This window comes from Sulfitobacter sp. 15WGC (genome assembly GCF_005068605.1).
GTDB classification, from domain to species: domain Bacteria; phylum Pseudomonadota; class Alphaproteobacteria; order Rhodobacterales; family Rhodobacteraceae; genus Sulfitobacter; species Sulfitobacter faviae.
On sequence record NZ_SZNL01000009.1, the window covers coordinates 34,568 to 58,245 of the forward strand.

The 23,678-nt window shown below is 64.9% G+C and carries 27 protein-coding genes; 9 read left to right on the forward strand and 18 right to left on the reverse strand.

All coding sequences use genetic code 11. The features are described from left to right. Window positions 1-165 precede the first annotated feature (165 nt). From FCK22_RS09365 to FCK22_RS09375, 3 genes are all read right to left on the reverse strand, one after another. Entirely contained in the window at window positions 166-330 is a 165-nt protein-coding gene (locus tag FCK22_RS09365; RefSeq protein WP_082852182.1) for a DUF465 domain-containing protein, read from the reverse strand. A 100-nt stretch (window positions 331-430) separates the two neighbouring features. Further along, window positions 431-1,198 (reverse strand): methyltransferase domain-containing protein, encoded by a 768-nt coding sequence (locus FCK22_RS09370; protein ID WP_067268544.1) that lies wholly within the window; start codon window positions 1,196-1,198, stop codon window positions 431-433. After that, window positions 1,195-1,410 (reverse strand): DUF2007 domain-containing protein, encoded by a 216-nt coding sequence (locus FCK22_RS09375; protein ID WP_040700850.1) that lies wholly within the window; start codon window positions 1,408-1,410, stop codon window positions 1,195-1,197. Before FCK22_RS09375 ends, FCK22_RS09370 begins: the two co-directional genes overlap by 4 nt. A gap of 55 nt (window positions 1,411-1,465) precedes the next feature. On the opposite strand from FCK22_RS09375, the gene FCK22_RS09380 reads away from it, so the two are divergent. Beyond that, window positions 1,466-2,464 (forward strand): polyprenyl synthetase family protein, encoded by a 999-nt coding sequence (locus FCK22_RS09380; RefSeq protein ID WP_067268550.1) that lies wholly within the window; start codon window positions 1,466-1,468, stop codon window positions 2,462-2,464. Here the strand turns inward: FCK22_RS09380 and FCK22_RS09385 are convergent. The 3 genes from FCK22_RS09385 to FCK22_RS09395 all read right to left on the reverse strand — a co-directional run bounded on the left by FCK22_RS09385 (window position 2,461) and on the right by FCK22_RS09395 (window position 6,855). Beyond that, window positions 2,461-3,333 (reverse strand): 4-(cytidine 5'-diphospho)-2-C-methyl-D-erythritol kinase, encoded by an 873-nt coding sequence (locus FCK22_RS09385; RefSeq protein WP_067268543.1) that lies wholly within the window; start codon window positions 3,331-3,333, stop codon window positions 2,461-2,463. The genes FCK22_RS09380 and FCK22_RS09385 overlap by 4 nt on opposite strands. Continuing rightward, a complete protein-coding gene (locus FCK22_RS09390; protein WP_067268541.1) occupies window positions 3,330-5,039 on the reverse strand; it encodes a tetratricopeptide repeat protein in 1,710 nt (569 codons plus the stop codon). The genes FCK22_RS09385 and FCK22_RS09390 overlap by 4 nt, the downstream gene beginning before the upstream one ends. Before the next feature lie 163 nt (window positions 5,040-5,202). Continuing rightward, window positions 5,203-6,855, reverse strand: coding sequence for an electron transfer flavoprotein-ubiquinone oxidoreductase (locus FCK22_RS09395; protein WP_067268539.1), 1,653 nt, complete (start codon window positions 6,853-6,855; stop codon window positions 5,203-5,205). Between the two features lie 365 nt (window positions 6,856-7,220). On the opposite strand from FCK22_RS09395, the gene greA reads away from it, so the two are divergent. Both greA and FCK22_RS09405 read left to right on the forward strand, forming a co-directional pair. Then, window positions 7,221-7,691, forward strand: a complete 471-nt coding sequence (greA, locus tag FCK22_RS09400; RefSeq protein ID WP_136720393.1) for a transcription elongation factor GreA — start codon at window positions 7,221-7,223, stop codon at window positions 7,689-7,691. 98 nt (window positions 7,692-7,789) lie between these two features. Next, window positions 7,790-8,773 carry a hypothetical protein gene (locus tag FCK22_RS09405; RefSeq protein ID WP_067268549.1) on the forward strand — a complete coding sequence of 328 codons (984 nt, stop codon included), beginning with the start codon at window positions 7,790-7,792 and terminating at the stop codon, window positions 8,771-8,773. Between the two features lie 9 nt (window positions 8,774-8,782). Here the strand turns inward: FCK22_RS09405 and FCK22_RS09410 are convergent, their stop codons facing one another. From FCK22_RS09410 to FCK22_RS09420, 3 genes are read right to left on the reverse strand one after another with little or no spacing between them, the layout of a single operon-like run. Beyond that, a complete protein-coding gene (locus FCK22_RS09410; RefSeq protein WP_136720394.1) occupies window positions 8,783-10,546 on the reverse strand; it encodes a bifunctional molybdopterin-guanine dinucleotide biosynthesis adaptor protein MobB/molybdopterin molybdotransferase MoeA in 1,764 nt (587 codons plus the stop codon). Between the two features lie 37 nt (window positions 10,547-10,583). Beyond that, on the reverse strand, window positions 10,584-11,144 hold the full coding sequence (gene mobA / locus FCK22_RS09415) for a molybdenum cofactor guanylyltransferase (protein ID WP_169306072.1): 561 nt from the start codon (window positions 11,142-11,144) through the stop codon (window positions 10,584-10,586). Between the two features lie 4 nt (window positions 11,145-11,148). Then, window positions 11,149-12,039 (reverse strand): formate dehydrogenase accessory sulfurtransferase FdhD, encoded by an 891-nt coding sequence (locus tag FCK22_RS09420; RefSeq protein ID WP_067265613.1) that lies wholly within the window; start codon window positions 12,037-12,039, stop codon window positions 11,149-11,151. 49 nt (window positions 12,040-12,088) lie between these two features. On the opposite strand from FCK22_RS09420, the gene FCK22_RS09425 reads away from it, so the two are divergent. Together FCK22_RS09425 and FCK22_RS09430 are read left to right on the forward strand one after the other, a co-directional pair. Then, a complete protein-coding gene (locus FCK22_RS09425) occupies window positions 12,089-12,814 on the forward strand; it encodes an AzlC family ABC transporter permease (protein ID WP_067265612.1) in 726 nt (241 codons plus the stop codon). Continuing rightward, entirely contained in the window at window positions 12,811-13,137 is a 327-nt protein-coding gene (locus FCK22_RS09430; protein ID WP_067265610.1) for an AzlD domain-containing protein, read from the forward strand. Before FCK22_RS09425 ends, FCK22_RS09430 begins: the two co-directional genes overlap by 4 nt. 9 nt (window positions 13,138-13,146) lie before the next feature. Here FCK22_RS09430 and FCK22_RS09435 read toward each other — a convergent pair whose 3' ends face one another. The 5 genes from FCK22_RS09435 to FCK22_RS09455 form a co-directional block, all read right to left on the reverse strand. Further along, complete coding sequence (locus FCK22_RS09435; RefSeq protein ID WP_067265609.1) at window positions 13,147-13,755, reverse strand: hypothetical protein; 609 nt, start codon at window positions 13,753-13,755, stop codon at window positions 13,147-13,149. A gap of 33 nt (window positions 13,756-13,788) precedes the next feature. After that, window positions 13,789-13,923, reverse strand: coding sequence for an aa3-type cytochrome c oxidase subunit IV (locus FCK22_RS09440; protein ID WP_067265607.1), 135 nt, complete (start codon window positions 13,921-13,923; stop codon window positions 13,789-13,791). 150 nt (window positions 13,924-14,073) lie between these two features. Beyond that, a complete protein-coding gene (locus FCK22_RS09445) occupies window positions 14,074-14,538 on the reverse strand; it encodes a DUF6173 family protein (protein ID WP_067265605.1) in 465 nt (154 codons plus the stop codon). 3 nt (window positions 14,539-14,541) lie between these two features. Beyond that, window positions 14,542-15,618, reverse strand: a complete 1,077-nt coding sequence (locus FCK22_RS09450; RefSeq protein WP_067265603.1) for an MBL fold metallo-hydrolase — start codon at window positions 15,616-15,618, stop codon at window positions 14,542-14,544. Then, window positions 15,618-17,345, reverse strand: a complete 1,728-nt coding sequence (locus FCK22_RS09455; protein ID WP_067265600.1) for an acyl-CoA dehydrogenase — start codon at window positions 17,343-17,345, stop codon at window positions 15,618-15,620. The genes FCK22_RS09450 and FCK22_RS09455 overlap by 1 nt, the downstream gene beginning before the upstream one ends. A gap of 158 nt (window positions 17,346-17,503) precedes the next feature. Between FCK22_RS09455 and FCK22_RS09460 the strand changes: the two genes are divergently transcribed. Then, window positions 17,504-18,445, forward strand: a complete 942-nt coding sequence (locus FCK22_RS09460; RefSeq protein WP_067265597.1) for an L-threonylcarbamoyladenylate synthase — start codon at window positions 17,504-17,506, stop codon at window positions 18,443-18,445. Here FCK22_RS09460 and FCK22_RS09465 read toward each other — a convergent pair. Further along, complete coding sequence (locus FCK22_RS09465; RefSeq protein ID WP_067265595.1) at window positions 18,442-18,996, reverse strand: YqgE/AlgH family protein; 555 nt, start codon at window positions 18,994-18,996, stop codon at window positions 18,442-18,444. The two genes, FCK22_RS09460 and FCK22_RS09465, sit on opposite strands and share 4 nt — an antisense overlap. A gap of 164 nt (window positions 18,997-19,160) precedes the next feature. Here FCK22_RS09465 and FCK22_RS09470 point away from each other — a divergent pair, with 164 nt between their 5' ends. Next, complete coding sequence (locus tag FCK22_RS09470) at window positions 19,161-19,973, forward strand: protein-disulfide reductase DsbD domain-containing protein (protein WP_067265592.1); 813 nt, start codon at window positions 19,161-19,163, stop codon at window positions 19,971-19,973. Between the two features lie 9 nt (window positions 19,974-19,982). Here FCK22_RS09470 and moaB read toward each other — a convergent pair whose 3' ends face one another. Genes moaB through FCK22_RS09485 form a run of 3 tightly spaced genes read right to left on the reverse strand, consistent with a single transcriptional unit; the run spans window position 19,983 to window position 21,893 of the window. Continuing rightward, on the reverse strand, window positions 19,983-20,525 hold the full coding sequence (gene moaB / locus FCK22_RS09475; RefSeq protein WP_067265589.1) for a molybdenum cofactor biosynthesis protein B: 543 nt from the start codon (window positions 20,523-20,525) through the stop codon (window positions 19,983-19,985). Then, window positions 20,522-21,136: a LysE family translocator gene (locus FCK22_RS09480; protein WP_067265585.1), complete on the reverse strand. Its 615-nt coding sequence runs from the start codon at window positions 21,134-21,136 to the stop codon at window positions 20,522-20,524. The genes moaB and FCK22_RS09480 overlap by 4 nt, the downstream gene beginning before the upstream one ends. Continuing rightward, window positions 21,129-21,893: a uracil-DNA glycosylase gene (locus FCK22_RS09485; RefSeq protein ID WP_067265582.1), complete on the reverse strand. Its 765-nt coding sequence runs from the start codon at window positions 21,891-21,893 to the stop codon at window positions 21,129-21,131. Before FCK22_RS09485 ends, FCK22_RS09480 begins: the two co-directional genes overlap by 8 nt. Before the next feature lie 109 nt (window positions 21,894-22,002). Between FCK22_RS09485 and FCK22_RS09490 the strand changes: the two genes are divergently transcribed. Both FCK22_RS09490 and FCK22_RS09495 read left to right on the forward strand, forming a co-directional pair. Continuing rightward, on the forward strand, window positions 22,003-22,950 hold the full coding sequence (locus tag FCK22_RS09490; RefSeq protein WP_067265620.1) for an aspartate carbamoyltransferase catalytic subunit: 948 nt from the start codon (window positions 22,003-22,005) through the stop codon (window positions 22,948-22,950). 56 nt (window positions 22,951-23,006) lie between these two features. Then, complete coding sequence (locus tag FCK22_RS09495) at window positions 23,007-23,540, forward strand: hypothetical protein (protein ID WP_067265581.1); 534 nt, start codon at window positions 23,007-23,009, stop codon at window positions 23,538-23,540. Window positions 23,541-23,678 lie beyond the last annotated feature (138 nt).

Below are 23,678 nucleotides of genomic sequence, written 5' to 3' on the forward strand. Positions count from 1 at the left end.
GCGGATGTTCTAGAAATTTATTGGGCCAGTCTTTTCCCAAGACTGGCCTTTTTTAATGCGACAAATGAAAGCCGAATGCGGCACTTACTGGCCATCCAGTCTGCCGCCCCGCCAAAGCGGAACGACAGCGATCAAAAAAAAAAACGCCGCATTGCGCGGTAAGGGTCAGCTCGACAGGCGGCTAATCTCCTCTTTCAAACGCAGTTTTTCCTTTTTCATGGAAGCCACTTTCAAATCGTCCATACCGGGGGCGCGTTGCGCGGTTTCCACCGCCTCACTCATCGCCTGATGCTTGCGCTTCAGGGTGTCCAGATGTGCGTTCAAAGCCATACAATCCTCCATGATTGGTGTGTGGAATTTCAGTGGACCACAGCGCGACCCACAAGTCACGCGGCACCGCAGCATAGGGGTGAAGTTGGTAAAGAAACGCTTAAGAAGTAGGATAGACCAGCGGCGCCCCCCGGCGCAGGACCGCTTCGATTTCCGGCACATAGCTATCGCCGTCCCCCTCATGCCGCGCGCCACGGTGCATGACAAAGCTGTGATAGAGCCGAAAAGCACCGCGTCCGTTCTTGCGCGCACGCAAGAGAATCAACTCCGGCATCCTTCCCGCGCGTGACGCAAGCGGCAGCACCTCGACCGATCCCATCTCATGCGGCAGCGCCGCCAGAATCTCGGGCAGCCGTTCGGCGCGATGGATAAAATGCGCCTGCCCCTTGGGCTTTATCCGCCGCGCGGCGGTGCGGACCCATTGTCGCAGCGGTGTCGCCTCGCCCAAGGCCGTCTCGCGCCCCGGATCTCGGGACTGGACCGAAGCGGCCCGGTCGAAGTAGGGCGGATTGGCAAGAACGTGGTCAAATTGTCGCTGGCGCAGATGCAGGGGCATCTCGGTCAGATCGGCCTCCACCACCTCCAGCGCCGCGCCGCCATTGCGCCGCGCCAGTTCGGCATAGGCGGGTTGCAGCTCACAACCCGTCAGCGTCAGCCCCGGCACCCGCGCCCCCAGACAAAGCACCGCCGCACCGGCCCCGCAGCCAAGCTCCAGCACGCTCTGCCCTGCCTTGGCCTCGATGCTCGCGGCCAGCAAAACCGGGTCCACCCCGGCACGATAGCCCCGCCCCCGGCGCGGCTGCCAGAGGTGCAGCTTGCCGCCCAGAAAAGCGTCGCAGGTCAGGTCGTCTTCGGTGAAACGGGTCACAGCCCCAGCGGAATCTCATTGTCGCGCATCACCCGCAGGGCGGCGTCATGATCATCAGGATGCACCATCAGGCGGCGCGGGAAAATCCCAATGCCCCCTTCGAGCACGCTCATGTTTACGTCCATTTCAAAGCAGTCTATATCCTCCCCCCTGAGAAGGGCGGTGGCAAAGGCGATGATGGTCATGTCGGTGCTGCGCAAAAGTTCCTTCATATCAAAGATGTAGAGCCGGATCACCGGCATGTCGAGCGGGACGCGGGAAATGATGATGAAAAGTGATGCAACGGGCAAACCGCACGACCGCATGGCGGCCTATCTAAGCGATGATATGGCGGCGGTCAGCGCCCTGATCCGCGAGCGGATGGCGTCGAAACACGCGCCCCGTATCCCCGAGGTCACCGCCCATCTGGTCGAAGCGGGAGGCAAGCGCCTGCGCCCGATGCTGACGCTAGCCGCGGCCCGGATGTGCGGCTACGGTGGCCCCTATCACGTCCATCTGGCCGCCACGGTTGAGTTCATTCACACCGCGACCCTGCTGCACGACGATGTGGTGGACGAAAGCGCCCAACGGCGCGGGCGGCCTACGGCGAACCTTCTGTGGGACAACCAGTCGTCAGTGCTGGTGGGGGACTACCTCTTTGCCCGCAGCTTTCAGTTGATGACCGAGCCGGGCTCGATGCCGGTGATGCGCATCCTGTCGAACGCCGCCGCGACCATCGCGGAGGGCGAGGTGCTGCAACTGACCGCGGCGCAGAATCTGGCCACGGATGAACAGGTCTATCTGCAAGTCGTGCGCGGCAAGACGGCGGCGCTCTTCTCAGCCGCGACTGAGGTGGGCGGCGTGATCGCCGATGCGCCGGAGGATCAGGTCACGGCGCTCTATGACTATGGTGACGCGCTTGGCATCGCCTTCCAGATCGTCGACGATCTGCTGGATTATCAGGGCGACACAGGGGCCACGGGCAAGAACGTCGGTGACGATTTCCGCGAGCGCAAACTGACCCTGCCGGTGATCAAAGCCGTGGCCAAGGCCGACGAGGAGGAGCGCGCCTTTTGGACCCGCACCATCGAGAAGGGCAAACAGGAAGAGGGCGACCTCGACCATGCGCTGATGCTTTTGGCCAAACACGACACGCTCACCGCGACGCAGCGCGATGCCTGTGACTGGGCGGAGAAGGCCAAAGCGGCGCTTGCCCCCCTGCCCGACCATGAGTTGAAAGACATGTTGATCGATCTGGCCGACTACGTCGTCGCCCGGATCAGCTAAGCGGCCAAGATCGGCGCGGCGGCGACCCACCATCGCGGCGCCGCGCTGGCGATGCGATGGGCGGCGGCCTCGGCCTGCGCCACCGTGGCGTAGAGGCCGAAACAGGTCGCGCCCGAGCCGGACATCCGCGCCAGCGCCGCATCGCTCAACGCCTCCAGACAGCCCCCGATGACCGGCTCCCGCGCGATGGCGGGCGCGGCAAGGTCGTTGCGCTGTGCGCTCAGAAAATCGATGAAGTCGGAAAAGCCCGCGAAGCTCGGGATCACCTCGGGCATCGGCGGCTGGTTCTTGTCGCTGAGCGCCGAGAAGACAGCGGGCGTCAGCACATCGACGCCGGGGTTCACCAGCACCATATGGCAAGGCGGCAGCGCGGAAAGCGGCGTGAGGATCTCTCCCACCCCCTGCATCCGCTGGGGGCCGCGTGTCAGACAGACCGGCACATCCGCCCCGAGCTGCGCGGTCTCTGTGGGCAGCGGAACGCCCCAATGCGCCGCAAGCAAGTTCAAGGCCGCCGCCGCATCGGCAGAGCCGCCCCCGATCCCCGCCGCTGCGGGCAGGTGTTTCTCAAGATGCAGTGCGGCGCCACGGCCCGCGCCTGCGTCCAGCATCTCTGCCGCGCGCAGGACGAGGTTGCGCGCATCGGTCGGCACCCCTTCGGCCCGCGGGCCGCTGACCGTCAGGGTCAAATCATCCGCGGCAGCCACATCCAGCCGATCGCCCACGCCAGCCCGCACCACCAGCGAATCCAGCAGGTGATAGCCGTCTGCCCGCTGGCCGGTGCAATGCAGGGTCAGGTTCACCTTGGCCCAAGCCATCCGCGACGCCGCAGCGCCGGGGTCGGCGGGCGCCCCATCGTTTGAAAAGCTCATTCGTCCGCAGCAACCTTAAGCGGGGCCGCGCCCTCTTCGGCCAGTACGGCATCGAGCCCGACTTCCAGCTTGCGGCGCATCCGCTCGGGGTCGGCCTCTGAATCCGCATCCGTCAGGTCAACGAAAGAGAGCGCCCGACGCCACTGGAACTCGGCCTCGCGTTTGCGGCCCACGGCCCAGTAAACATCCCCGAGGTGATCGTTCACCACCGGATCGACCGGCTCCAGCTCGACCGCGCGTTCCATCTGCTCAACCGCTTCTTCGTAGCGGTCCAGCCGGTAGAAGACCCAGCCCAGCGAATCGACAATATAGCCGCTGTCGGGGCTGGCCGCGACAGCGCGTTCGATCATCTCCAGCGCCTCGTCCAAGTTGCGCTGCTGTTCGACCAGCGAATAGCCGAGGTAGTTCAGCACCTGCGGCTGCTCGGGGTTCAACTCAAGCGCCGAGCGGAAATCCGCTTCGGAGCCTTCCCAATCGCCGCTGCGTTCCTTGGCGATGGCGCGGGCGTAGAACAGCACCCAGCGGGCACGGGCGGTTTCGGGCGTCAGCGCGAGCGCTTGATCGTAGGAGGCGATGGCCGCCTCATAGTCCTCTTCAGCCCGCAGCATATCGCCTAGCGTGGAATGCACCACGGCCAGATCACCATGGCTGCGCGCGAGTTGTTCCAGCACTTCGATCGCCTGCGCGGTCTTGCCCGAGCGGCGCAGCGCATCGGCGCGGCCCAGTTCGGCGGCGTGATAGGCCGGGCTGTCGGCAGGCAGGGATTTATATTCGGCAATCGCCAGATCATGCTCGCCAAGGTTCTCCAACAGGCTTGCCGTCAGCAAAAGCGCATCGACATGGTCCGGTCGCAGATAACGCGCGATGCGCGAATAGAGCAGAACGTAATAGTCCCCCGCCGCCTCATTGCGCAGAACGGCGGCGAAGGTGAAAAACACCTCGGCCATGCCCGCTTGGGCGTCGGGCATATGGCTGAAAGGCGCGGGCGTTTCCTGCTGCAAACCTTCGATCAGCCGCGCGATTTCGGGGTCGCTATCCGCGCCAAAACCGTCCGAGAGCACGGCCAGCGCATCCTCGCTGCGCCCCAATTGGCCAAGGATCTCGGCATGGGCCATCACGCCGCGCCGGGTCTGGCCTGCGGCCCCTGCCTCACCACTGGCAAAGATCGCCTCCGCCCCTTCGAAGTCGCCGACGCTCGCCAGCGCGAGGGCCTTGTGATACATCACGAAGCCCTGCATCCCGGCCTCTTCGCTCAGGCTGTCGAAAGCCTTTATCGCGGCGGTGACATCGCCCGCCCCCATATGCGCCCATGCCTGCACCAGCCCGCCGACCCAAGGGCCGATGGCCGAGGTATCGCGTTCAAGCAGGGCCTTGTAATCGCCCTCTTTCGCCAACGCGGCCACAAGGGTCATCTCGGCCACCTGGCTCTTGGTGCCGAGGGTGATCATATTGCGTGCCAGCGGCAGCGCCTTGTCCACCCGCCCGAGCGAAAGATAGGACAGCACCGCGCTTTCCATCAGTTCGATGTTCTTCGGGTCCCGCGCCAGCGCCTCGGTATAATACCGCGCGGCCTCGGGGTAGTCGCTGTTCACGGCGGCATGACGCCCCGCCAGATAGGGGCCTGCGACCGATTGCGCCATCAGCGGCGCCGACAGGCCGATGCAAAGCGCCGCAACGCTGGTGAAACCTAGGACATTCCGAAACATGCAAACCGCCTCATATCGCTTTGCTTGCAGGCTATCATCTTCGTGCCGGGGCGCAATGGCGGGGCGGTGATGTCGCCCATGGCCGACAGGTTTTCGCCGAAAAGACGAAAAAGACCGACACGCCTGCGCGTGCCGGTCCTTTAATTGCGCCTTTGGCGATGGCTCACATATTCGGGTAGTTCGGCCCGTCGCCGCCCTGCGGGGTGGTCCAGACGATGTTCTGTGTCGGGTCCTTGATGTCGCAGGTCTTGCAATGCACGCAGTTCTGGAAGTTGATCTGGAACCGCGTCTCGCCGGTTTTGTCATCCTCGACGAACTCGTAAACCCCCGCCGGGCAATAGCGGGCCGAGGGGCCCGCGTATTTCGGCAGGTTCACCTCGACCGGAATACTCGGGTCTTTCAGCTTGAGATGCGCAGGCTGGCTCTCCTCGTGATTGGTAAAGGAGAAGGCCACGTTGGTCAGACGGTCAAAGCTGAGTTTGCCATCGGGTTTGGGGTAGTCGATCTTCTTGTGCTTATCCGCAGGCTCGGTCGCCTCGGCATCCGATTTGCCGTGGCTCAGCGTGCCCAAGAGCGAGAAGCCGAGCGTGTTGGTCCACATATCGAAGCCCCCAATCGCCAGCGAGGCTGTGAGCCCGTATTTCGACCAGAGCGGCTTGAGGTTCCGAACCTTCTTGAGGTCGGTCCCAATCGGCCCTTCGCGCACATCGGTCTCGTAATCGGTCAACTCATCACCGCCACGGCCTGCTTGGATCGCCGCATAGGCCGCCTCTGCCGCCGCCTTGCCCGAGAGCATGGCGTTGTGGTTGCCCTTAATGCGCGGCACGTTGACCATGCCCACCGAACAGCCCAGCAGCGCCACACCGGGGGCCACCATCTTGGGCATCGACTGATAGCCGCCCTCGGTGATCGCCCGCGCGCCGTAGGCGACGCGTTTGCCGCCCTTGAGCAGTTCGGCCACCATCGGGTGATGCTTGAAGCGCTGAAATTCCATGTAAGGGAAAACATGCGGGTTCTTGTAGCCGAGGTGGACGACGAAGCCGACGTAAACCTGATTGTTCTCAAGGTGGTAGATGAAGGACCCGCCGCCCGCATTGCTGTTGAGCGGCCAGCCCATTGTGTGGGTGACGGTGCCCTCGCGGTGCTTGGCGGGGTCGATCTCCCAAATCTCTTTCATGCCAAGACCGTACTTCTGCGGCTCTTTGCCCTCATCCAGCCCGTATTTGGCGATGACCTGTTTGCTCAGGCTGCCGCGCACGCCTTCGGAGAGGAAGACATATTTGCCGTGCAGTTCCATCCCCGGCTCATAGCTCGGGCCGGGGGTGCCGTCGGCATTTTTGCCCATCTCACCGGCGACAACGCCTTTGACTTCGCCGTTCTCGCCAAAGACGAGTTCGGAGCAGGCCATGCCGGGGAAAATCTCGACGCCCAGTTCCTCGGCCTGTTCGGCCATCCAGCGGCAGACATTGCCCAGTGAGACGATGTAGTTGCCGTGGTTCTTCATCAGCGGCGGCATGGGGAATTCCGGAACACGCAGCTTGCCCGCCTCGCCCAGCAGGTAAAAGTTGTCTTCCTTCACCGGCACGTTCAGCGGCGCGCCTTTTTCCTTCCAATCGGGGATCAGCGCGTCCAGCCCGCAGGGGTCAAGCACCGCGCCCGACAGGATATGCGCGCCCACTTCCGAGCCCTTTTCAAGCACCACAACATTGCAATCGGCGTCCAACTGCTTGAGCCGGATCGCAGCCGACAGGCCAGCAGGCCCGGCGCCGACGATCACAACGTCATATTCCATCGCTTCGCGTTCAATCTCGGCCATTTTGGTGCTCCCTCACGGCAAATTCGGTTTGGATTTGGCTAAACCACCGCCGCGCGCAATGCAATCGCGACCCTGCGTTTATTGCGCAAAACGTGGGCTCCACGACATAACATGACGCGCGACCTTGCGGATCGCCAGCTCTTCCCCCTTGAGATAGTGCTGCCGCGCCCGGTTTCACCACCCAAGCGCCGCGGCCCGCACGGCGAAAACGGGACCGGATTGACGGCAGTCAACCGCCGATCTCAGCGCCGTTAGCCCCTTGCAATTGGCGGGCAGTTTGGGTCAGGTATCTGCCAAGTTAACACGCAATTGGCCGCCCCCCGGCGAAAACCCGGGTGCGGCCCTCATTATGTAGGCACACCGCCATGGAAAAAATCCCGATGACCCGCGACGGTCACACCGCGCTCGAAGGCGAACTCAAGCAGCTTAAAACGGTTGAACGCCCTGCCATCATCAAGGCCATCGCCGAGGCGCGCGAACATGGTGACCTGTCGGAAAACGCCGAATATCACTCGGCCAAGGAAAAGCAGTCTTTCATCGAAGGCCGCATCAAAGAGCTTGAGGGCGTGATCTCCCTCGCCGATGTGATCGACCCCAAGAAACTGTCGGGCTCGATCAAATTCGGCGCCACGGTCACGCTGGTCGATGAGGACACGGACGAAGAGAAAACCTATCAGATCGTTGGCGAATATGAGGCCAATATCGAAAAGGGTCTTTTGAACATCAAATCCCCCATCGCGCGCGCGCTGATCGGCAAGGAAGAGGGTGATTCCGTCGAGGTGCGCACCCCCGGCGGGCAGAAATCCTATGAGGTTCTCAAGATCGTCTACGCTTGAACGGGAAGGCTGACATGGCAGAGCCCGACGCTTCCGCATCCGCAGAGCAAGCCCCCCGCGCCCCGCGCGGCGGGACCGGCGCGGCACGGCCCACGCCGATGGGCATCTACGACCGGCCCAAGGCCAATAGCATCACCGAGATCGAGATCATCGCAGGCGCCCTTTCGGCGCTCTGGCTGCTTGGCACGGCGATCTATTTCACCTTCATCGCCGCCGAGGTGCCCGAGGGCACGCCCGACAGCGGGCTGCGCGGGCTGTTGATCCTGCTGGTGGTGGTCATGCCCGTCGCGATGATCTGGGTCGGGGCCACCGCCGCCCGCGCCGGGCGGGTCATGCGTGAGGAAAGCCAACGTCTGCAAGCCGCGATCGACGCGATCCGGCACTCCTATATCTCGCAACAGCAGGGCAACAAACCGGCGGGCGAGGGCAGCATCGCCCGCAAGCTTGATGAACTCGCCGCCAGTGCCCGCAAGACCGAAATCGCGCTGGCCGGGCTTCAGGGCCGCGATGCGCCGTCGCGCCCCGTCGATCCGGCCCCCGCGCCCACACCGCCCGCCGCCGAAGACCAGCCGACGCTGGCCCTTGGCACGCAGGCGGGCGACAGCGCACAGCCGCTCTCTGCCGAGGATTTCACCCGCGCCCTCAACTTCCCCGAAACGGCGGAGGATCAGGCCGGTTTCGACGCCCTGCGCCGCGCGTTGAAAGACCGGTCCGCCGCGCAGCTTGTACAGGCCGCGCAGGATGTGCTGACCCTGCTGAGCCAAGACGGCATCTATATGGACGACCTGCGCCCCGACCGCGCGCGTCCCGAAGTCTGGCGGCAATTCGCCAGCGGCGCGCGGGGCCGGACCATCGCGCCTTTGGGCGGCATTCGGGATCGCTCCTCGCTGGCGCTGGCCAATGCGCGGATGCGGCAAGACCCGATCTTCCGCGACGCCGCGCATCACTTCCTGCGCCGCTTTGACCGGACCTTTGCGGAGTTCGAGAAACAGGCCACGGATGAGGAAATCTCGATGCTGGCCGACACCCGCACCGCCCGCGCCTTCATGCTGTTGGGCCGCTGCGCGGGCACCTTCGATTGACGCGCGGGTCTAGCCGGTAAAACTGCCGTAGGGGATGAAACGGACGGTATCGCCCGGCGTGATGTCGCGGGCGGCCTCGTCCAATTCGACCAGCCCTTCGGCCCAGCTGAGCCCGCTGATGCGCCCCGACCCTTCGGAGGCAAAGACCTCGGCCCGGCCATCGCGCATCCGCGCGCGCAGGTATTCCCGCCGCCCGGCCTTTTTGCGCTTCTCGAAGGCGGCAGGCACGTCGAAACCCTGCGGCTCTTGCCAGCCGCACCCGGCCAACAGCGCCATGGCGGGCCGGGCGAAGATCAGCGAACAGACCATCGCCGCCACCGGATTGCCCGGTAGGCCGAAGACCGGCACCCCCTGCCACATCCCAAGCGCCAAGGGCCGCCCCGGCTTCACCGCGATCCGCCAAAGCTGCATCGCCCCCGCTTCGCTCAACAGAGCCGAGACGTGGTCTTCGTCCCCCGCCGATGCGCCGCCACTGGTGAGGATCACATCGACCTGCCCTGCCGCCGCATCAAGCCGCGCGCGCAGCGCGGCGCGGTCGTCGGCCACGCGGCCCAGATCGACCGCCTCATGGCCAAAATCGGTGGCGAGTTGCAGCAGCATTGGGCGGTTGGCGTCGTAAATCTGACCGGCGCGGGCCGCCGCGCCCATCTCGACCAATTCGTCCCCGGTTGAGATCACACCAACCTTGAGCCTTTTGCGCAAAGACACCTCCGCCACACCGGCGGCAGCCAGAAGCGCCAGTTCCGCCGGGCCGATGCGCGTGCCCGCAGCGAGGATCACATCGCCCGCCTGCACATCCTCCCCGGCCTTGCGGGTGTTGGCCCCCTGTTTGACCGGCCCGTGAAAGCGCAGCACGCCGCCCTCAGCGGTCACATCCTCTTGCAAGATGACGGTATCGACGCCTTCGGGCAGCGCCGCGCCGGTCAGCACGCGGATCGCTTGCCCCGCAGGCACCGCACCGGGGCGGTCGCCCGCCGCCGCGCGGCCCGGCACCAGCGGCATTTCCTGCAGCCCTTCGCCCCGTCCTCCGGCAAAGCCATAGCCATCGACCGCCGTATTGGGCAGCGGCGGGTTGGCGCGGATGGCGGTCACATCTTCGGCCAAGATGCGCCCCCCGGCATCGGCGGCGGGCCATGGCTCGGCCTCTGTCACCACGTGAAGCCGCGCGCGCAGCAGGTCCAGCGCCTCATTCACGGGGGTCCAATGCACGCCGGGCGGCAGGGCGAAACAGTCGTTGCGCAGGGGCGGCGGCGCGGGCGTGGCGGCGGCCGCCGGGGCGGCGATCAGCCCCACGTCGCGCAGGATGAAATCGGCAATGGCGGCGGTGTCGTTCAGATCGAAAACGGGCCGATCCACCTCAAGCGGCACATCGCTGGCCAGTGCCCGCACTGTCGGGTCATCCGGCGCGATCAACGGGTTTCCGGTCTCGGCCCGATGCGCTTCGACCTTCGGATGGCCGTCGCGTTTGTAGCCTTCGATCAGCACCAGATCGACGGGCGAGAGCCGTGCCAGATGCGCCTCCAGCGGCGGTTCATCGGCCCCGCGCAGCTCATGCATCAGGGCGAAACGCGCGCCCGAGGCCAAGAGCACCTCCCGCGCGCCCGCGATGCGGTGGCGGTGGCTGTCTTTGCCGGGGTGATCCACGTCGAAAGTGTGATGCGCGTGCTTGACGGTTGAGACGGTGAAGCCGCGGCCCGTGATCTCGGCCACCAGCCGCTCCATCAGCCCGGTCTTGCCTGCGTTTTTCCAACCGACGACGCCGTAAACCCTCATACCATCGCCTCTGCTTTCGCCAGATCTTCGGGCGTGTTCACGTTGAAGAAGGCCGCCTCATCGGGGAAGAGTGCCTCGCGCCCGTTGTGGCGTTCCGTCCAGAGCACCACCTTGCGCAGCCCGCCCGCCAAAGCGCTGCGCAGATCGTCGCGCAGCGCCACGGGCCAGAGGCCAAAGGTCGGATGCCGCGCCGTGCCGCGTTTCGCGTCCGGCGTGGCGGCGAGGCCAGCGGATGGGCCATGCCATCGGCAGCCAGCAGCAGACGCGGCACCAGATCGCAGGGGAAGAAAGGCGTATCGGCGGCAGCGGTCACGATGCTCTCGGCCCCCTGTTCGGCGGCCCAGTCCAGCCCAGCAAGCACCCCCGCCAGCGGCCCGGCGAAGCCCTCGATACTATCGGCCAGCACCGGCAGACCGAGGTCGGCAAACCGCGCCGCATCGCCATTGGCGTTGAGCGCCAGCCCCGCGACCTGCGGCTCCAGCCGGTCGATCACCGATGACAGGAGCGTGCCCTGCCCCAGCGGCAGCAGGCCCTTGTCGCCGCCGCCCATACGGGTCGCTTGCCCGCCCGCCAGAATGACGCCAAGTGGTTGTTTCATGTGGTCAATCCTTCGCGCCCTTGCGCGCGCTTTTGCGCGGCTCTTCGGCCACGCTGGCCGGATCCGCATCGCGGATGAGCCGCCCCTCCCCGGCCAGACAGGTAAAGCGCTGCCCGCGCATCCGCCCGATCAGAGTCAGGTTCACCTGCTGCGCGATCTCCACCCCCCAAGCGGTGAAGCCCGAACGGGACGCCAGCACCGGAATGCCCATCATCGCCGTCTTGATCACCATCTCAGAGGTCAGCCGCCCGGTGGTATAAAGCACCTTATCCTCGGCCCCGACCCCTTCGGAAAGCATCCAACCCGCGATCTTGTCGACCGCGTTGTGACGGCCCACATCCTCCATATAGACCAAGGGCCGATCGCCTTGGCAAAGCACCGTGCCGTGGATCGCCCCGGCCTCCAGATAGAGGCTCGGCGTGCGGTTGATCTTGGCCGCCAGCGCGTAGAGGTCCGATGTGCGCACCGGCGTCTCGGGCAGGCTCACCTCCGCCAGCCCCTCCATCATATCGCCAAAGACCGTGCCCACGGCGCAGCCGCTGGTGCGGGTCTTGCGCTGCATCTTGTCTTCGTAATCGGTGGCCCGTTTGGTACGGACGACGACAGTCTCAAGCTCTTCGTCATAATCGACGCCGGTGATCTCTTCATCCGGGCGCAGCATCCCCTGATTGCGCAGAAACCCAAGCGCCAGATAGGCCGGGTAATCGCCGATGGTCATGGCGGTCACGATCTCTTGCCGGTTGAGGAATATCGTCAGGGGGCGCTCTTCGACCACATTGATCGCCACCTCGGCCCCGGTGTGATCCACGCCAGAGACGCTGCGGGTCAGCCGAACAGCAGTCGGATCCGGGGCGATCAGATAATTGCTAAGTTCATTGTCTCGGGCCAATTGTATCCCCCTGCGGTTAGGTCTAAGCCTTTGACATTATATTTAAGAGTTCGCCATGGCCATCACCACCACCAAATCCGCCTATCGCAAAGGGATCGTCGACGCACTGCCCTTCGTGCTGGTGATCATCCCCTTCGCCTCCCTCTTTGGCCTATTGGCGACCGAGGCCGGGTTGAACGTGTTCGAAACGCTGACCTTTTCGATCGTGGTGATCGCCGGGGCCGCGCAGTTCACGGCGCTGCAACTGCTGCGAGAAGACGTGCCCACGGCCATCGTGCTGGCCTCGGCGCTGGCGGTGAACTTGCGCATGGCGATGTATTCGGCCTCTCTCACCCCGTGGATTGGCGGCGCGCCGCTGTGGCAGCGGGCGTTGGCGGCCTATATGACGGTCGATCAATCCTATGTCGCCGCGATGACGCAATATGAGCGCGACCCTGAGATGACGGTGCCGCAGCGCATGGCCTATTTCTTTGGGACCGTGACACCGGTTGTGCCGCTTTGGTATATCTTCACGCTGATCGGCGCGATGGTGGGAGCCAGCGTGCCGGATAGCTGGGCGCTGGACTTCGCCATTCCGATCACCTTTCTGGCCATGATCGCGCCGATGTTCCGCACACTGGCCCATGTGGCGGCGGCGGTGGTCGCGGTCGTCGTGAGCCTTTTCGCTGTCGAGGTGCCCTATGCGCTTGGGCTGATCATCGCGGGGCTCGCGGGCATGATCACCGGCGCGCAGGTCGAGGCATGGATGGAACGGCGCAAACCGGGGAGCACGGCACGATGATCGATAGAACCGCACTTTGGGTCGTGATCATCGGCCTCGGGCTGGGCAGCTTTTTCCTGCGCTTTGTCTTTACCGGCTTGGTTGGCAACAAACAGATGCCCGCATGGCTCTTGCGGCATCTGCGCTATACTGCCGTGGCGATTCTGCCCGCGTTGGTGGCACCTCAGGTGATCTGGCCTTCGGCCACCGGGGGGCAGTTCGACCTGCCGCGCGTCACCGCGGCGGCGGTGACATTGGGCGTGGGGCTGGTGACCAAGAACGTCCTCGCCGCGATCCTGTCAGGGGCCGCGGCGCTTTATGGGATGCTCTATCTGGTGGGGTAAGCGCGGGCGCTACTGTCGGGCCAGTTGCGCCGCGCGCAGGGCGTCGATCACATCGCCCTCATCGTCTTCGTAATATTTCGTCGTGGTGACACCCGGCAGGGCCTCGAACCGCTCTTGCAGCTTGACGGGATAGTAGGTCGACCCCACGCTTTGAAACCCCGGCAACTGGCTGAGAATGCCGCTGGTGGCATTGGCGCAAAAGGCACCGGGCACCGCGCCATTGGCGGTCACCAGTTCAAGCGCGCGTTCGGCCACCTCGGGGCTGACCGGGATTTCCTGACTGACCACATGAAAGGTGCTGCGGGCGTGGGCGGATTTATAGGCCTGCAACCACGCAGGCGTCACCCCGTAGAGCACATCGCCCCGCTCGGCCATCCGCGCATCCCGAAACGACCCCGCGGGGTCAAAGATCACCCGTTCCGAGCCGTTCACCATCAGCGCGCTATGGCCGCCGCTGCCGGTGCGGTTGTTCACCATGGTCATCAATGTGAGGGAGGGCGGCTCGGGCGCGCGGTAGGCTGCACGCGCCACAACGTCGGGCGGGCTATCGGGGCTTTGATCCACCGAGCAGCCAGCCAGAACGCCAACAAGTGCAATCGACGCTAAGAGAGTTCTCAAACCGTTACCCTCGCGCCTAGGGGTAGGACGTGATCAACCGGCAAAGATCGCCAGCAGAACAAGAATCACGAGGATGACGACGGTGCCGCGTGTCACGAAGGACATGAACCCGTCAAAGGTCTTTTGCTGCTCTTCGTAATTCATGCTGCCGTGTTCATGTTCAGCCATTTTCGTCTCCCTAAGACAATTTGTTGGCGCTGATTAACCTATTCGCATCACCCTGTCACGGGGGGATGATGCGCAGAAAACCATACTAGCTTTGCGCCGCATTACGCGCTATAGGGGAATCCCACACTTCCCCGCACGCTATAGAGTCTCTCAGACTTCGCCGTCTTCCAGATCGGCGACCAGACGAAAGCCGATCCGTTGTGGCGCGGCCTCCGGCACCTTTTTCGGCAAGGCCCGCAGCATCACGTTTAGCTGCCCCACATGCTGCACCAACTGCGCCCGCGCCCCTGCCGGATCGACGCCGTAAAAGGTGATGATATCGGGGTCGAAATACCCCATGCCTTCGATCCGCAGCACCCCGGCATCGCCTCCGGCAAAGCCAATCGCCGCCTCATGATCATTGTCGAGCTTTTCCTCGAAATTCTTGAGGTAAAGCACGACTCGCTCATAGGCCCATTGCGCGGGGGATTTCTGTTTCACCGGCTTGTCGGTCACCGATTTGGGCAGGGGTCGATCGCCCGACTTGGGCTGGTCCGCGCCTGTATGCACCTCATGCATGCGCGGTAATGCCGCAGCCTCATAGGCCTCGGCTGCCGTTCTCACCTCATCGCCCATCGCTCACCCCTTACGCTGATACACCCATGCGCCATCCGCCGCGCGCAAGCTGCGCGTGGCCTCTCCGGCTTGGTAAAGGTGGCTCAGATGGGCGACGGCTTCAACCAGCGCGAGGCCATATTCCGCCTCACCGATATTGCGTTTGAACAGCGGCGCGAAACATTCCGAGGCTGATTTCGGCGTGTCGATATAGGCCAGAAGCCTGCGCAGGGCGCTGTGGTGGTTTTCGATCAACTGCTTCAGCCGCGTCGGCAGGCCGGTGAAGGGCAGCTTGTGGCCGCCAAGCACCAGATGATCCTCCCGCGCCAAGGGCACGAAACGCTCGCAAGCCTCCAGCCATTCGCCGATGGGGTCGGCCATCGGCTCGGTCGGGTAGACGCCGATGTTGGGGCTGATGGAGGGCAGAATCTGATCCCCCGCGATCACCAGATTGTCGCCGCGGCTCCAAAAGGTCGCGTGTTCGGGGGCGTGGCCATTGCCGATATGCACTTCCCAATCGCGGCCACCCATGCGGATCACATCGCCCTGCCGGATGCGGGTGAACCCCAGCGGCAGCGGGGCCACCACATCGGCGAAATTGAAGGGCCGCTCATTGGCGCGTTTGTCATAGTGCGCCGCGGCCATCCCCGCTTTGCGGTAGAACGCAAGGGCTTCGGCGACCGGCACCTCTTGGACATCGAGCGTCAGCATCCGCGCGGTCAACCACGCGGTGCGCGTGGTGACCAGTTCCGCCCCGAACTCGGTCTGCAACCACCCGGCAAGGCCGATGTGATCGGGGTGGTGATGGGTGACGACCACGCGCGAGATCGGCTTGCCGCCAAGCGGCCCCGCCATCAGCCCACGCCAAATCTCCTTGGCCCGGCGCGAGGCGAAGCCCGTGTCGATCACCGTCCAGCTATCGCCCTCGTCCAAGGCATAGACGTTGACGTGATCCAGCTTCATCGGCAGTGGCAGGCGAAACCAAAGCACCCCCGGCGCCACCTCAATCGCCTCCCCTTCGGCGGGCGGCACCTCCCAAGGATAGCGCAGCCCCTTGGGGGTTTTTGGCGAAGCGGTGGAGAGGGTGGCCTGCTCTGTCATCAGCTTCTCAGGTCTTCGACATCAAGCGCATAGAGGTCTTCTACCCCGGCCTGTGCATGGGCCAACAGGCCCTGATGCTCAGGCAAGAGACGTTGGATATAGAACCGCCCCAGCTTGGCCCGCGCATCGCCCGCGCCGGCGGCCTTCTCGGCCATGGCGGCTTGCAGATGCAGATGCCCGCCCATCACGCGGGCGAAGGCGCGCAGATAGGGGACGGCACCGGCGAACCGCGCGTTCATGTCCTTCTGCGCGGTCATCCACTCGGTCGTCTCGCGCAGGGTCTCGCTGGCCTGCCAGACCGCATCGGCCATGCGCGGGAAAGGGCCGCGGGCGGATTCGGCATGGGCTTCGATCTCATCCAAGAGCCGGTTCGCCGCCTCGCCGGCGTCCATCATCTTGCGGCCCACAAGGTCCATCGCCTGAATGCCGTTTGTACCCTCGTAGATCGCGGTCACGCGCACATCGCGGCTGAACTGCGCCGCGCCGGTTTCTTCGATAAAGCCCATGCCGCCATGCACCTGCACGCCCATCTCGGCGACGCTGATGCCCACATCGGTGCCGAATGCCTTGGTGATCGGGGTGAGGAACGCGGCCCGCGCGGCCCATTCATCCCCCTGCCCGGCGCGCGCCATATCGCTGGCATAGGCACAGCTCAGCGCAATCGCGCGGGAGGCAAAGATATCGGCCTTCATGCTCAAAAGCATCCGGCGCACATCGGCGTGGTCCACGATGGTGCCGGTGCCGCCTTCGACGGGGGAACGGCCCTGCTTGCGCTCCAGCGCGTAGTCCAGCGCCAGTTGATAGGCCCCTTCGGCAGCCCCGATGCCCTGTTCGCCGACACCAAGGCGCGCGTTGTTCATCATGGTGAACATCGCCGCCATGCCGCCGCCCTCGCGGCCCACCAGCCAGCCGGTGGCCTTGTCGTATTGCATCACCGCGGTGGGCGATCCGTGCAGGCCCATCTTATGCTCAAGGCTGACCACATTCACACCATTGCGCTGGCCCGGCGCGCCATTCTCATCGGGGATGAACTTCGGTACGAGGAAAAGGCTGATCCCCTTGGTCCCCGCCGGAGCCCCCGGCAGGCGCGCAAGAACCAGATGGCAGACATTGCCCGCGAAATCATTGTCACCCCAAGAAATGTAGATCTTTTGGCCAGAGACCGCATAAGTCCCGTCGCCATTGTCTTCGGCCCGGCTGCTGAGCGCGCCCACGTCCGAACCCGCCTGCGGCTCGGTCAGGTTCATCGTGCCGGTCCATTCGCCCGAGATCAGCTTGGGCAGGTACAATTCCTTGATCGCGTCGCTCGCGTGGTGCTCCAACGCTTCGATCTGGCCTTGGCTCATCAGGGGGGCGAGTTGCAGCGACAGGCAAGCGCCGCTCATCATCTCGTTGACCGCGCTGGTCAGGGTCATCGGCAGGCCCATGCCGCCAAACTCCGGGTCCGCCGACATGCCGATCCAGCCGCCTTCCGCAATCGCGGCGAAACCTTCGGCAAAGCCGGGAGAGGTGCGCACGACGCCGTTTTCCAGCTTTGCAGGGTGCAAATCCCCACCCCGTTGCAGCGGCGCCAGCACGTCATCGCAAAGCCGTCCGGCCTCTGACAGGATCGCGCCGGTGACGTCTTCACTGGCCTCAGCGAAACGGTCGGTGCTGCGAAGCGTTGCGAAATCCAACACGTCCTCGATCAGAAAACGGTAGTCATCCACGGCGGCGCGGTACGGCATATCATATCCTCCTGAAAGGCGCGCTTGTTCTGGCAAGCCTGACATGGCCCTGATAAAGGCTGGTTTATGTTGCCGCCAGCATGAAATGCCCGGCCGCCCCCCGCAACCCAAACGCGGCGTCACGGGATGCTGCATGATCCGACAGGCCGAAACACCCGATGACCCAGCCGACCGAGACCCTGACCGCCACGCCCCAAGGCATCGCCCGCGCGGCACGCCTGCTGCAAGACGGCGCGCTGGTCGCCCTGCCGACGGAGACGGTTTACGGCCTTGGCGCGGACGCCCGCAATGGCGAGGCTGTCGCGGGCATCTATGCCGCCAAGGGGCGACCCAGTTTCAACCCGCTGATCGTGCATCTGCCGGATATCGACACCGCCAAACGCTATGTCGACTGGACCGAGGAGGCCGACCGGCTGGCGCAGGCCTTCTGGCCCGGCGCGCTCACGCTGGTCCTGCCGCTGAAGCCCGACAGCGGGCTGTCGTCGCTGGTCACGGCGGGGCTGCCGAGCCTTGCGGTGCGGGTGCCCGCCCACCCCGCCATGCGGCAGGTCTTGCAGGAACTCGGTGGGCCCGTCGCCGCGCCCTCGGCCAACCCCTCGGGCAAAATCAGCGCGACCACGGCGGATCATGTGCGGGCGGGCCTCGACGGTAAGATCGCGGCGGTGCTGGACGACGGTGCCTGCCCCGTTGGGTTGGAAAGCACGATCATCGGCCTGACCGGCCCCCGCCCTGCCCTGCTGCGCGCAGGCGGCCTGCCGAGCGAGGCGATCGAGGCCGCGCTTGGCCAGACGCTGGAGGTCGTGGATGGGGCCGAGATCATCGCGCCGGGGCAGCTCGCCTCGCATTACGCGCCCGGTGCGGCGGTGCGGCTGAATGCGCGAACGGCGGGGCCGGGTGAAGTGCTGCTCGGGTTTGGCGAGATGATCTGCGACCTCAACCTCTCCCCCTCCGGCGATCTGACCGAGGCGGCGGCGAAACTGTTCGACCACCTGCACCAGTTGGACGCCACCGGTCAGACCATCGCCGTGGCGCCGATCCCCAATCACGGGCTGGGCCGTGCGATCAACGACCGATTGGCCCGCGCCGCCGCACCGCGTTAGGCGTGCCCGGCTGAGGCCGACAGCCCCAAGGGGTCGATCCCCAGCGTCTTAAGCGCCGCGCCCCATTTCTCGGGATCCGGCAGGTCGAAGATCACCTCGGGCGAGGCTTCGCAGGTTAGCCATCCGTTCTGGGCGATCTCGCCCTCCAACTGCCCCGGCCCCCAGCCTGCATAGCCCAGCATCAACTGCGCCTGCGCCGGGCCCTTGCCGGTGGCGATGTCTTCGAGGATGTCGCGGGTGGTGGTCAGGGCGATGCCATCGCCCACGCGCAGCGTCTCGATGGCCGAGCGGTATTCGTCGGAATGCAACACGAAGCCGCGCCCCGTCTCGACCGGTCCGCCGAAATGCACGGCCAGCGATTTGGCCTGCGGCGGCGTGTCTTCGACCAGTTGATCCAGCACATCCGACAGGCGCAGTTCCGGGGCAGGTTTGTTGACGATCAACCCCATCGCCCCCTGTTCGGAATGCGCGGAAAGATAGATCACCGAATGCGCGAAACGCGGATCGCCCATGCCCGGCATCGCGACCAGCAGTTTGCCCGTCAGTTCCATCGTCTGCCCCGTCAACGCCCACCTCCTGAAGGTAACCTTTCTTTGAACATGGCCGCTTGCGCCCCACAAAACAAGAGAGGCGCCCCACCGCCCGCCGCATCGGCGAAACATGGATGATGCAAATGTGACTTGGCAGGCGCGAAAGGATACCGCATCAAGTCCGCATGACCATATCGCGCTTCTTTTCCGCCCTTCTCTCCTGTCTCGCCCTCGCCCTGCCCGCCGCGGCGCAGGATGCTGTCGGCACGCCCTTGCAGGGTGATCTGCTCACTGGTTGGCAACAGTCTGACGGGCGGCGGGTGGCGGCGATCCGGCTGCGCATGGCACCGGGTTGGAAGACCTATTGGCGCAGCCCCGGTGACGCGGGCATTCCGCCGGAGTTCGATTGGTCCGGCTCGGACAACCTGCGCGATGTGCAGATCACATGGCCCGCGCCCAAGGTCTTTGACCAAGGCGGGGTGAACTCCATCGGCTATGCCCGCGAGGTGATCCTGCCGCTGACCATCACCCCGCACCGCCCCGGTGCGCCAGTCACATTGGACACCAGCATCGACCTTGGCGTGTGCAGCGACATCTGCCTGCCACAGACCATCCACCTGCGCGCCCTGCTCGACACCCGCGACAGCAAGCCCACCCCGGCCATCGCCGCCGCCTTTGCCGCGCGGCCCTATTCCGGGGCCGAAGCTGGTCTGAAAAGCGCCCATTGTAGTCTGCGCCCCACCGCGCGGGGGCTGGAGATCGAAACCCGGCTGGCCCTGCCCTCTGCCGGGGGTAAGGAGACCGTGGTGATCGAACCCGGCAATCCCAACATGTGGATGAGCGAGACCGTGAGCCAGCGGTCGGGCAATACGCTTGTCGCCAGCGGTGAGATGATCGCCGAGAATGGCACCGCGCTGGCGCTCGACCGTTCCGCCATTCGGATCACGGTGATCGGCAAGAACCACGCGGTCGAGGTGACGGGCTGCACGTCAAGCTAAACCCGCGCGCTACTTGCGGCGCTGATGCTCGTCCAGCCGGGGCATGATCTCAACGAAGTTGCAGGGCATGTGGCGGTAGTCCAACTGTTTCAGCAGGATGCCGTCCCACGCGTCCTTACAGGCACCCGGACTGCCCGGCAGCGCGAACAGATACGTCCCCTGCGCTACGCCGCCCGTCGCGCGGCTTTGCACTGCGCTGGTGCCGATTTTCTCCATCGAGATCAGGGTGAAGACCGTGCCGAAAGCGTCGATCTCTTTTTCATAGACATCGCGGTGCGCCTCGACCGTCACGTCGCGCCCGGTGAGGCCGGTGCCGCCGGTGCTGATCACCACGTCGACCTCGGGGTCCGCGCACCAGTCGCGCAGAAGCGCTGCGATGGCGGGACGGTCGTCGGTCACGATCTCGCGCGCGGCCAGCACATGGCCCGCCGCTTCGATCCGCGCGACCAGCACATCGCCCGAACGGTCCTCGGCCAAGCTGCGGCTGTCCGAGACTGTCAGCACAGCAATTCTTACGGGGATGAACTCCCGGCTGTCGTCGATCCTGTTCATGTCCGCTCCATCATTGCCAAACGCGCGGCCAAAGCCACGAAAATACCGCTGCTGATCCAGCCCAGCAGCCGCCCGCCACCCGCCAAACGCCGCCCGATCCCGGCAGCAAAGACCCCCACCGCGCCGTTGATGACGAAACCGCCCAGAGCCAGCACCGCACCGAAGGTCAGGAACTGCGCCAAGACCGGCCCGGCCTCGGGCACCACGAATTGCGGCAGGAAGGCCAGCACGAAAAGGATCACCTTGGGGTTTGTCAGATTGACGGCAAAACCAGTGTTGAAAGCGCGCCAGCCGCCCATGCCGGGCGTCGTATCGCGCGGCTTTCCGGCCTGCCGCAGCGTTTGCACCGCAAGCCAGAGCAGATAGGCCACGCCGAGCCAGCGGATCATGTCCAGCGCCCAAGGCAGCGCCGCGACGACCGCGCCAAGCCCCAACCCGGCCAAGGCCACATGCACCAGCACGCCCGCCGAAATCCCCGCGCTCGCCGCCAATGCAGCCCGCGGGCCCGAGCGCAGCCCCTGCCCGAGGCAGAACATCATATCCGCCCCCGGCGTGAGGTTCAGCGCCAAGGCGGCGGGCACGAAGGCCAGAAGGGTCAGCGCATCAACCATCGCGCAGCTTGGCCTGAACGCTGAGCAGATCGGCCCAAGCCTCGCGCTTGGCCTCGGGATTGCGCAGCAGGTAGCCGGGATGCACCATCGGCATGCAAGAAAGATCGGCGGCCTTGGTCCAATTGCCGCGCAGGCGCATGATGCTGCGTTTTTCCAAAAGCGACTGGCAAGACCAATTGCCAAAGAGCACCAGCACCTTGGGCTTGGCCAATTCGATATGACGCTGTACAAAGGGGCGCATCATCGCGATCTCATCTGGCTTCGGGTCGCGCCCCTGCGGCGTGCGCCACGGCAGGATGTTCGACAGATAGACATTGCGGTCGCGCCCCATGTCGATCGCCGCCAGCATCCGATCGAGCATCTGCCCCGCACGCCCCGCGAAAGGCTTGCCCGCGCGGTCTTCGTCCCGGTCGGGGGATTCGCCCAAGATCATCAACGGCGCGCCAGGCACCCCATCGGCAAAGACCAGATTGCGCGCGCCCTTGTGCAGCTCGCAATGCTCGAACCCTTGGATCGCGGCGCGCAGCTCTTCCAATGTCTGCGCGGACTGCGCGGCGCGGCGGGCCAGTGCCACGGGGTCGGGCGTCTCTGCCGCTTGCAGGGGCTGCGGCCCCTTGGTCGCCTTGGCGCTGGCCTTGGGCGCGCTTGCGGGCACCTCATAGCGGTTGACCGGCGCATCGCAGATCGCCTCGGTCGCGCCAAGCTCGACCTGCCACGCCAGCATCTCTGCCGCCTGATGATAATCGAATGATTCCATGACCCGCAGCTTACGCCCTGAGGACGGGGGGCGAAATGCCCTATCGCTGCGCTTTACGCGCCAAGCCCCCCGCGCCTATAAGGCGGCAACAGCAGAAGGGATCGCCACCATGTCATTCGCCCATCGCCACCTGCTTGGCATCGAGCAGCTCTCGCAATCCGACATTACCACCCTTCTGGATTTGGCCGACACCTATGCCGACCGGAACCGCCAGCCGAACAAACATTCCGACGCGCTGCGCGGGCTGACCCAGATCAACATGTTCTTTGAGAACTCCACCCGCACGCAGGCGAGTTTCGAGATCGCGGGCAAACGCCTTGGCGCGGATGTGATGAATATGGCGATGCAGGCCAGCTCGATCAAAAAGGGCGAGACGCTGATCGACACTGCGATGACGCTGAATGCCATGCACCCCGATCTTCTGGTCGTGCGCCACCCGCAATCCGGCGCGGTGGACCTGCTGGCCCAAAAGGTGAACTGCGCCGTGCTGAACGCGGGCGACGGGCGGCACGAGCATCCCACGCAGGCGCTCTTGGACGCGCTGACGATCCGCCGCGCCAAGGGGCGGCTGCACCGGCTCAGCATCGCGATCTGCGGTGACATCGCCCACAGCCGCGTGGCACGGTCAAACATCCTGCTTTTGGGCAAGATGGAGAACCGCATCCGCCTTGTCGGCCCACCGACCCTGATGCCCAGCCAGATCGACCAGTTCGGCGTCGAGGTCTTCGACGACATGAAAAAGGGGCTCGAAGGCGTCGACGTGGTGATGATGCTGCGGCTTCAGAAAGAGCGGATGGACGGCGGCTTTATCCCGTCGGAGCGTGAGTATTACCACCGTTACGGGCTGGATGCCGAAAAGCTCGCCCATGCCAGCCCCGACGCCATCGTCATGCACCCCGGCCCGATGAACCGCGGGGTGGAGATTGACGGCACCTTGGCCGACGACATCAACCGTTCCGTCATTCAAGATCAGGTCGAGATGGGCGTCGCCGTGCGCATGGCCGCGATGGACCTGCTGGCGCGCAACCACATCGCCGCCCAACCCGGCGCGGCCTGACCGGAACCCCGACGGGCCGCGCGGCGTTTTCCTGAGAACAGTCAAAGGAAGCCGTCATGCCCCATACAGAAGTCGCCCCCCAAGAAGCCGGCAAGGTCCGCGTCTATGCCCTTTCGCTCTCGGATGCCGAGGCGCGGGCGATGCGCGATGATGAAACAGCACAGGCCGCAGCCCTCGGGGTTGAGCGAATCGACGCGGCCTATACAGAGGTCTTCCGGGTGGCCGACCTCGATCAACTGGGGCTTGCAGGCTATCTGCGCGACGGCAATGGCGTAAACCCCGAGCAGATCGAGACGGACCGCAGCAAGCTTGCCGCGCTCGACGGTTGGGTGATGATCGTCTACTCCCGCGTCTTCGCCGGGCAGTCGCTGCAACTGGCCCCGATCCCGGCGCTGACCCATATCGGCACCTATACCGAAGGCGGCCCCGATACGCCCGTGCAGGCGATGGAGGCCGAGGCCGCGCAGCCCTACACCGGCATCCCCCGCGTCGCCCCGTCCGAGCCCGCCAAGGGGGGCGGCGGCAAGACCATGGTGATTGTCGCCGTGGCAGTGCTGATCCTGCTGATCATTTGGTGGCTGCTAGCCTAAGCGCGAAAACCGCTGGCACCCTCGGGGCCAGCGGGCTACATCTGGCCCATGCAAGAACCTGAACACGATCCCAAGATGTCTGGCCGTATTGCGATGGTCGCCCTTCTGGTGGCCTTTGGCGTGGTCGGGCTGATGATT

What these genes read in the sequence shown, in the direction of transcription:
- FCK22_RS09455 (WP_067265600.1), bottom strand. Translation starts at nt 17,345, where the DNA reads ATGCCGTACCGCGCCGCCGTGGATGACTACCGTTTTCTGATCGAGGAC.
- FCK22_RS09465 (WP_067265595.1), bottom strand. Translation starts at nt 18,996, where the DNA reads ATGGAACTGACGGGCAAACTGCTGGTCGCGATGCCGGGCATGGGCGAT.
- moaB (WP_067265589.1), bottom strand. Translation starts at nt 20,525, where the DNA reads ATGAACAGGATCGACGACAGCCGGGAGTTCATCCCCGTAAGAATTGCT.
- FCK22_RS09445 (WP_067265605.1), bottom strand. Translation starts at nt 14,538, where the DNA reads ATGGGCGATGAGGTGAGAACGGCAGCCGAGGCCTATGAGGCTGCGGCA.
- FCK22_RS09460 (WP_067265597.1), top strand. Translation starts at nt 17,504, where the DNA reads ATGACCCAGCCGACCGAGACCCTGACCGCCACGCCCCAAGGCATCGCC.
- FCK22_RS09490 (WP_067265620.1), top strand. Translation starts at nt 22,003, where the DNA reads ATGTCATTCGCCCATCGCCACCTGCTTGGCATCGAGCAGCTCTCGCAA.
- FCK22_RS09390 (WP_067268541.1), bottom strand. Translation starts at nt 5,039, where the DNA reads ATGTTTCGGAATGTCCTAGGTTTCACCAGCGTTGCGGCGCTTTGCATC.
- FCK22_RS09375 (WP_040700850.1), bottom strand. Translation starts at nt 1,410, where the DNA reads ATGAAGGAACTTTTGCGCAGCACCGACATGACCATCATCGCCTTTGCC.
- FCK22_RS09470 (WP_067265592.1), top strand. Translation starts at nt 19,161, where the DNA reads ATGACCATATCGCGCTTCTTTTCCGCCCTTCTCTCCTGTCTCGCCCTC.
- FCK22_RS09450 (WP_067265603.1), bottom strand. Translation starts at nt 15,618, where the DNA reads ATGACAGAGCAGGCCACCCTCTCCACCGCTTCGCCAAAAACCCCCAAG.
- FCK22_RS09430 (WP_067265610.1), top strand. Translation starts at nt 12,811, where the DNA reads ATGATCGATAGAACCGCACTTTGGGTCGTGATCATCGGCCTCGGGCTG.
- FCK22_RS09410 (WP_136720394.1), bottom strand. Translation starts at nt 10,546, where the DNA reads ATGAGGGTTTACGGCGTCGTCGGTTGGAAAAACGCAGGCAAGACCGGG.
- FCK22_RS09425 (WP_067265612.1), top strand. Translation starts at nt 12,089, where the DNA reads ATGGCCATCACCACCACCAAATCCGCCTATCGCAAAGGGATCGTCGAC.
- FCK22_RS09480 (WP_067265585.1), bottom strand. Translation starts at nt 21,136, where the DNA reads ATGGTTGATGCGCTGACCCTTCTGGCCTTCGTGCCCGCCGCCTTGGCG.
- greA (WP_136720393.1), top strand. Translation starts at nt 7,221, where the DNA reads ATGGAAAAAATCCCGATGACCCGCGACGGTCACACCGCGCTCGAAGGC.
- FCK22_RS09395 (WP_067268539.1), bottom strand. Translation starts at nt 6,855, where the DNA reads ATGGCCGAGATTGAACGCGAAGCGATGGAATATGACGTTGTGATCGTC.
- FCK22_RS09495 (WP_067265581.1), top strand. Translation starts at nt 23,007, where the DNA reads ATGCCCCATACAGAAGTCGCCCCCCAAGAAGCCGGCAAGGTCCGCGTC.
- FCK22_RS09365 (WP_082852182.1), bottom strand. Translation starts at nt 330, where the DNA reads ATGGCTTTGAACGCACATCTGGACACCCTGAAGCGCAAGCATCAGGCG.
- FCK22_RS09380 (WP_067268550.1), top strand. Translation starts at nt 1,466, where the DNA reads ATGAAAAGTGATGCAACGGGCAAACCGCACGACCGCATGGCGGCCTAT.
- FCK22_RS09485 (WP_067265582.1), bottom strand. Translation starts at nt 21,893, where the DNA reads ATGGAATCATTCGATTATCATCAGGCGGCAGAGATGCTGGCGTGGCAG.
- FCK22_RS09385 (WP_067268543.1), bottom strand. Translation starts at nt 3,333, where the DNA reads ATGAGCTTTTCAAACGATGGGGCGCCCGCCGACCCCGGCGCTGCGGCG.
- FCK22_RS09405 (WP_067268549.1), top strand. Translation starts at nt 7,790, where the DNA reads ATGGGCATCTACGACCGGCCCAAGGCCAATAGCATCACCGAGATCGAG.
- mobA (WP_169306072.1), bottom strand. Translation starts at nt 11,144, where the DNA reads ATGAAACAACCACTTGGCGTCATTCTGGCGGGCGGGCAAGCGACCCGT.
- FCK22_RS09440 (WP_067265607.1), bottom strand. Translation starts at nt 13,923, where the DNA reads ATGGCTGAACATGAACACGGCAGCATGAATTACGAAGAGCAGCAAAAG.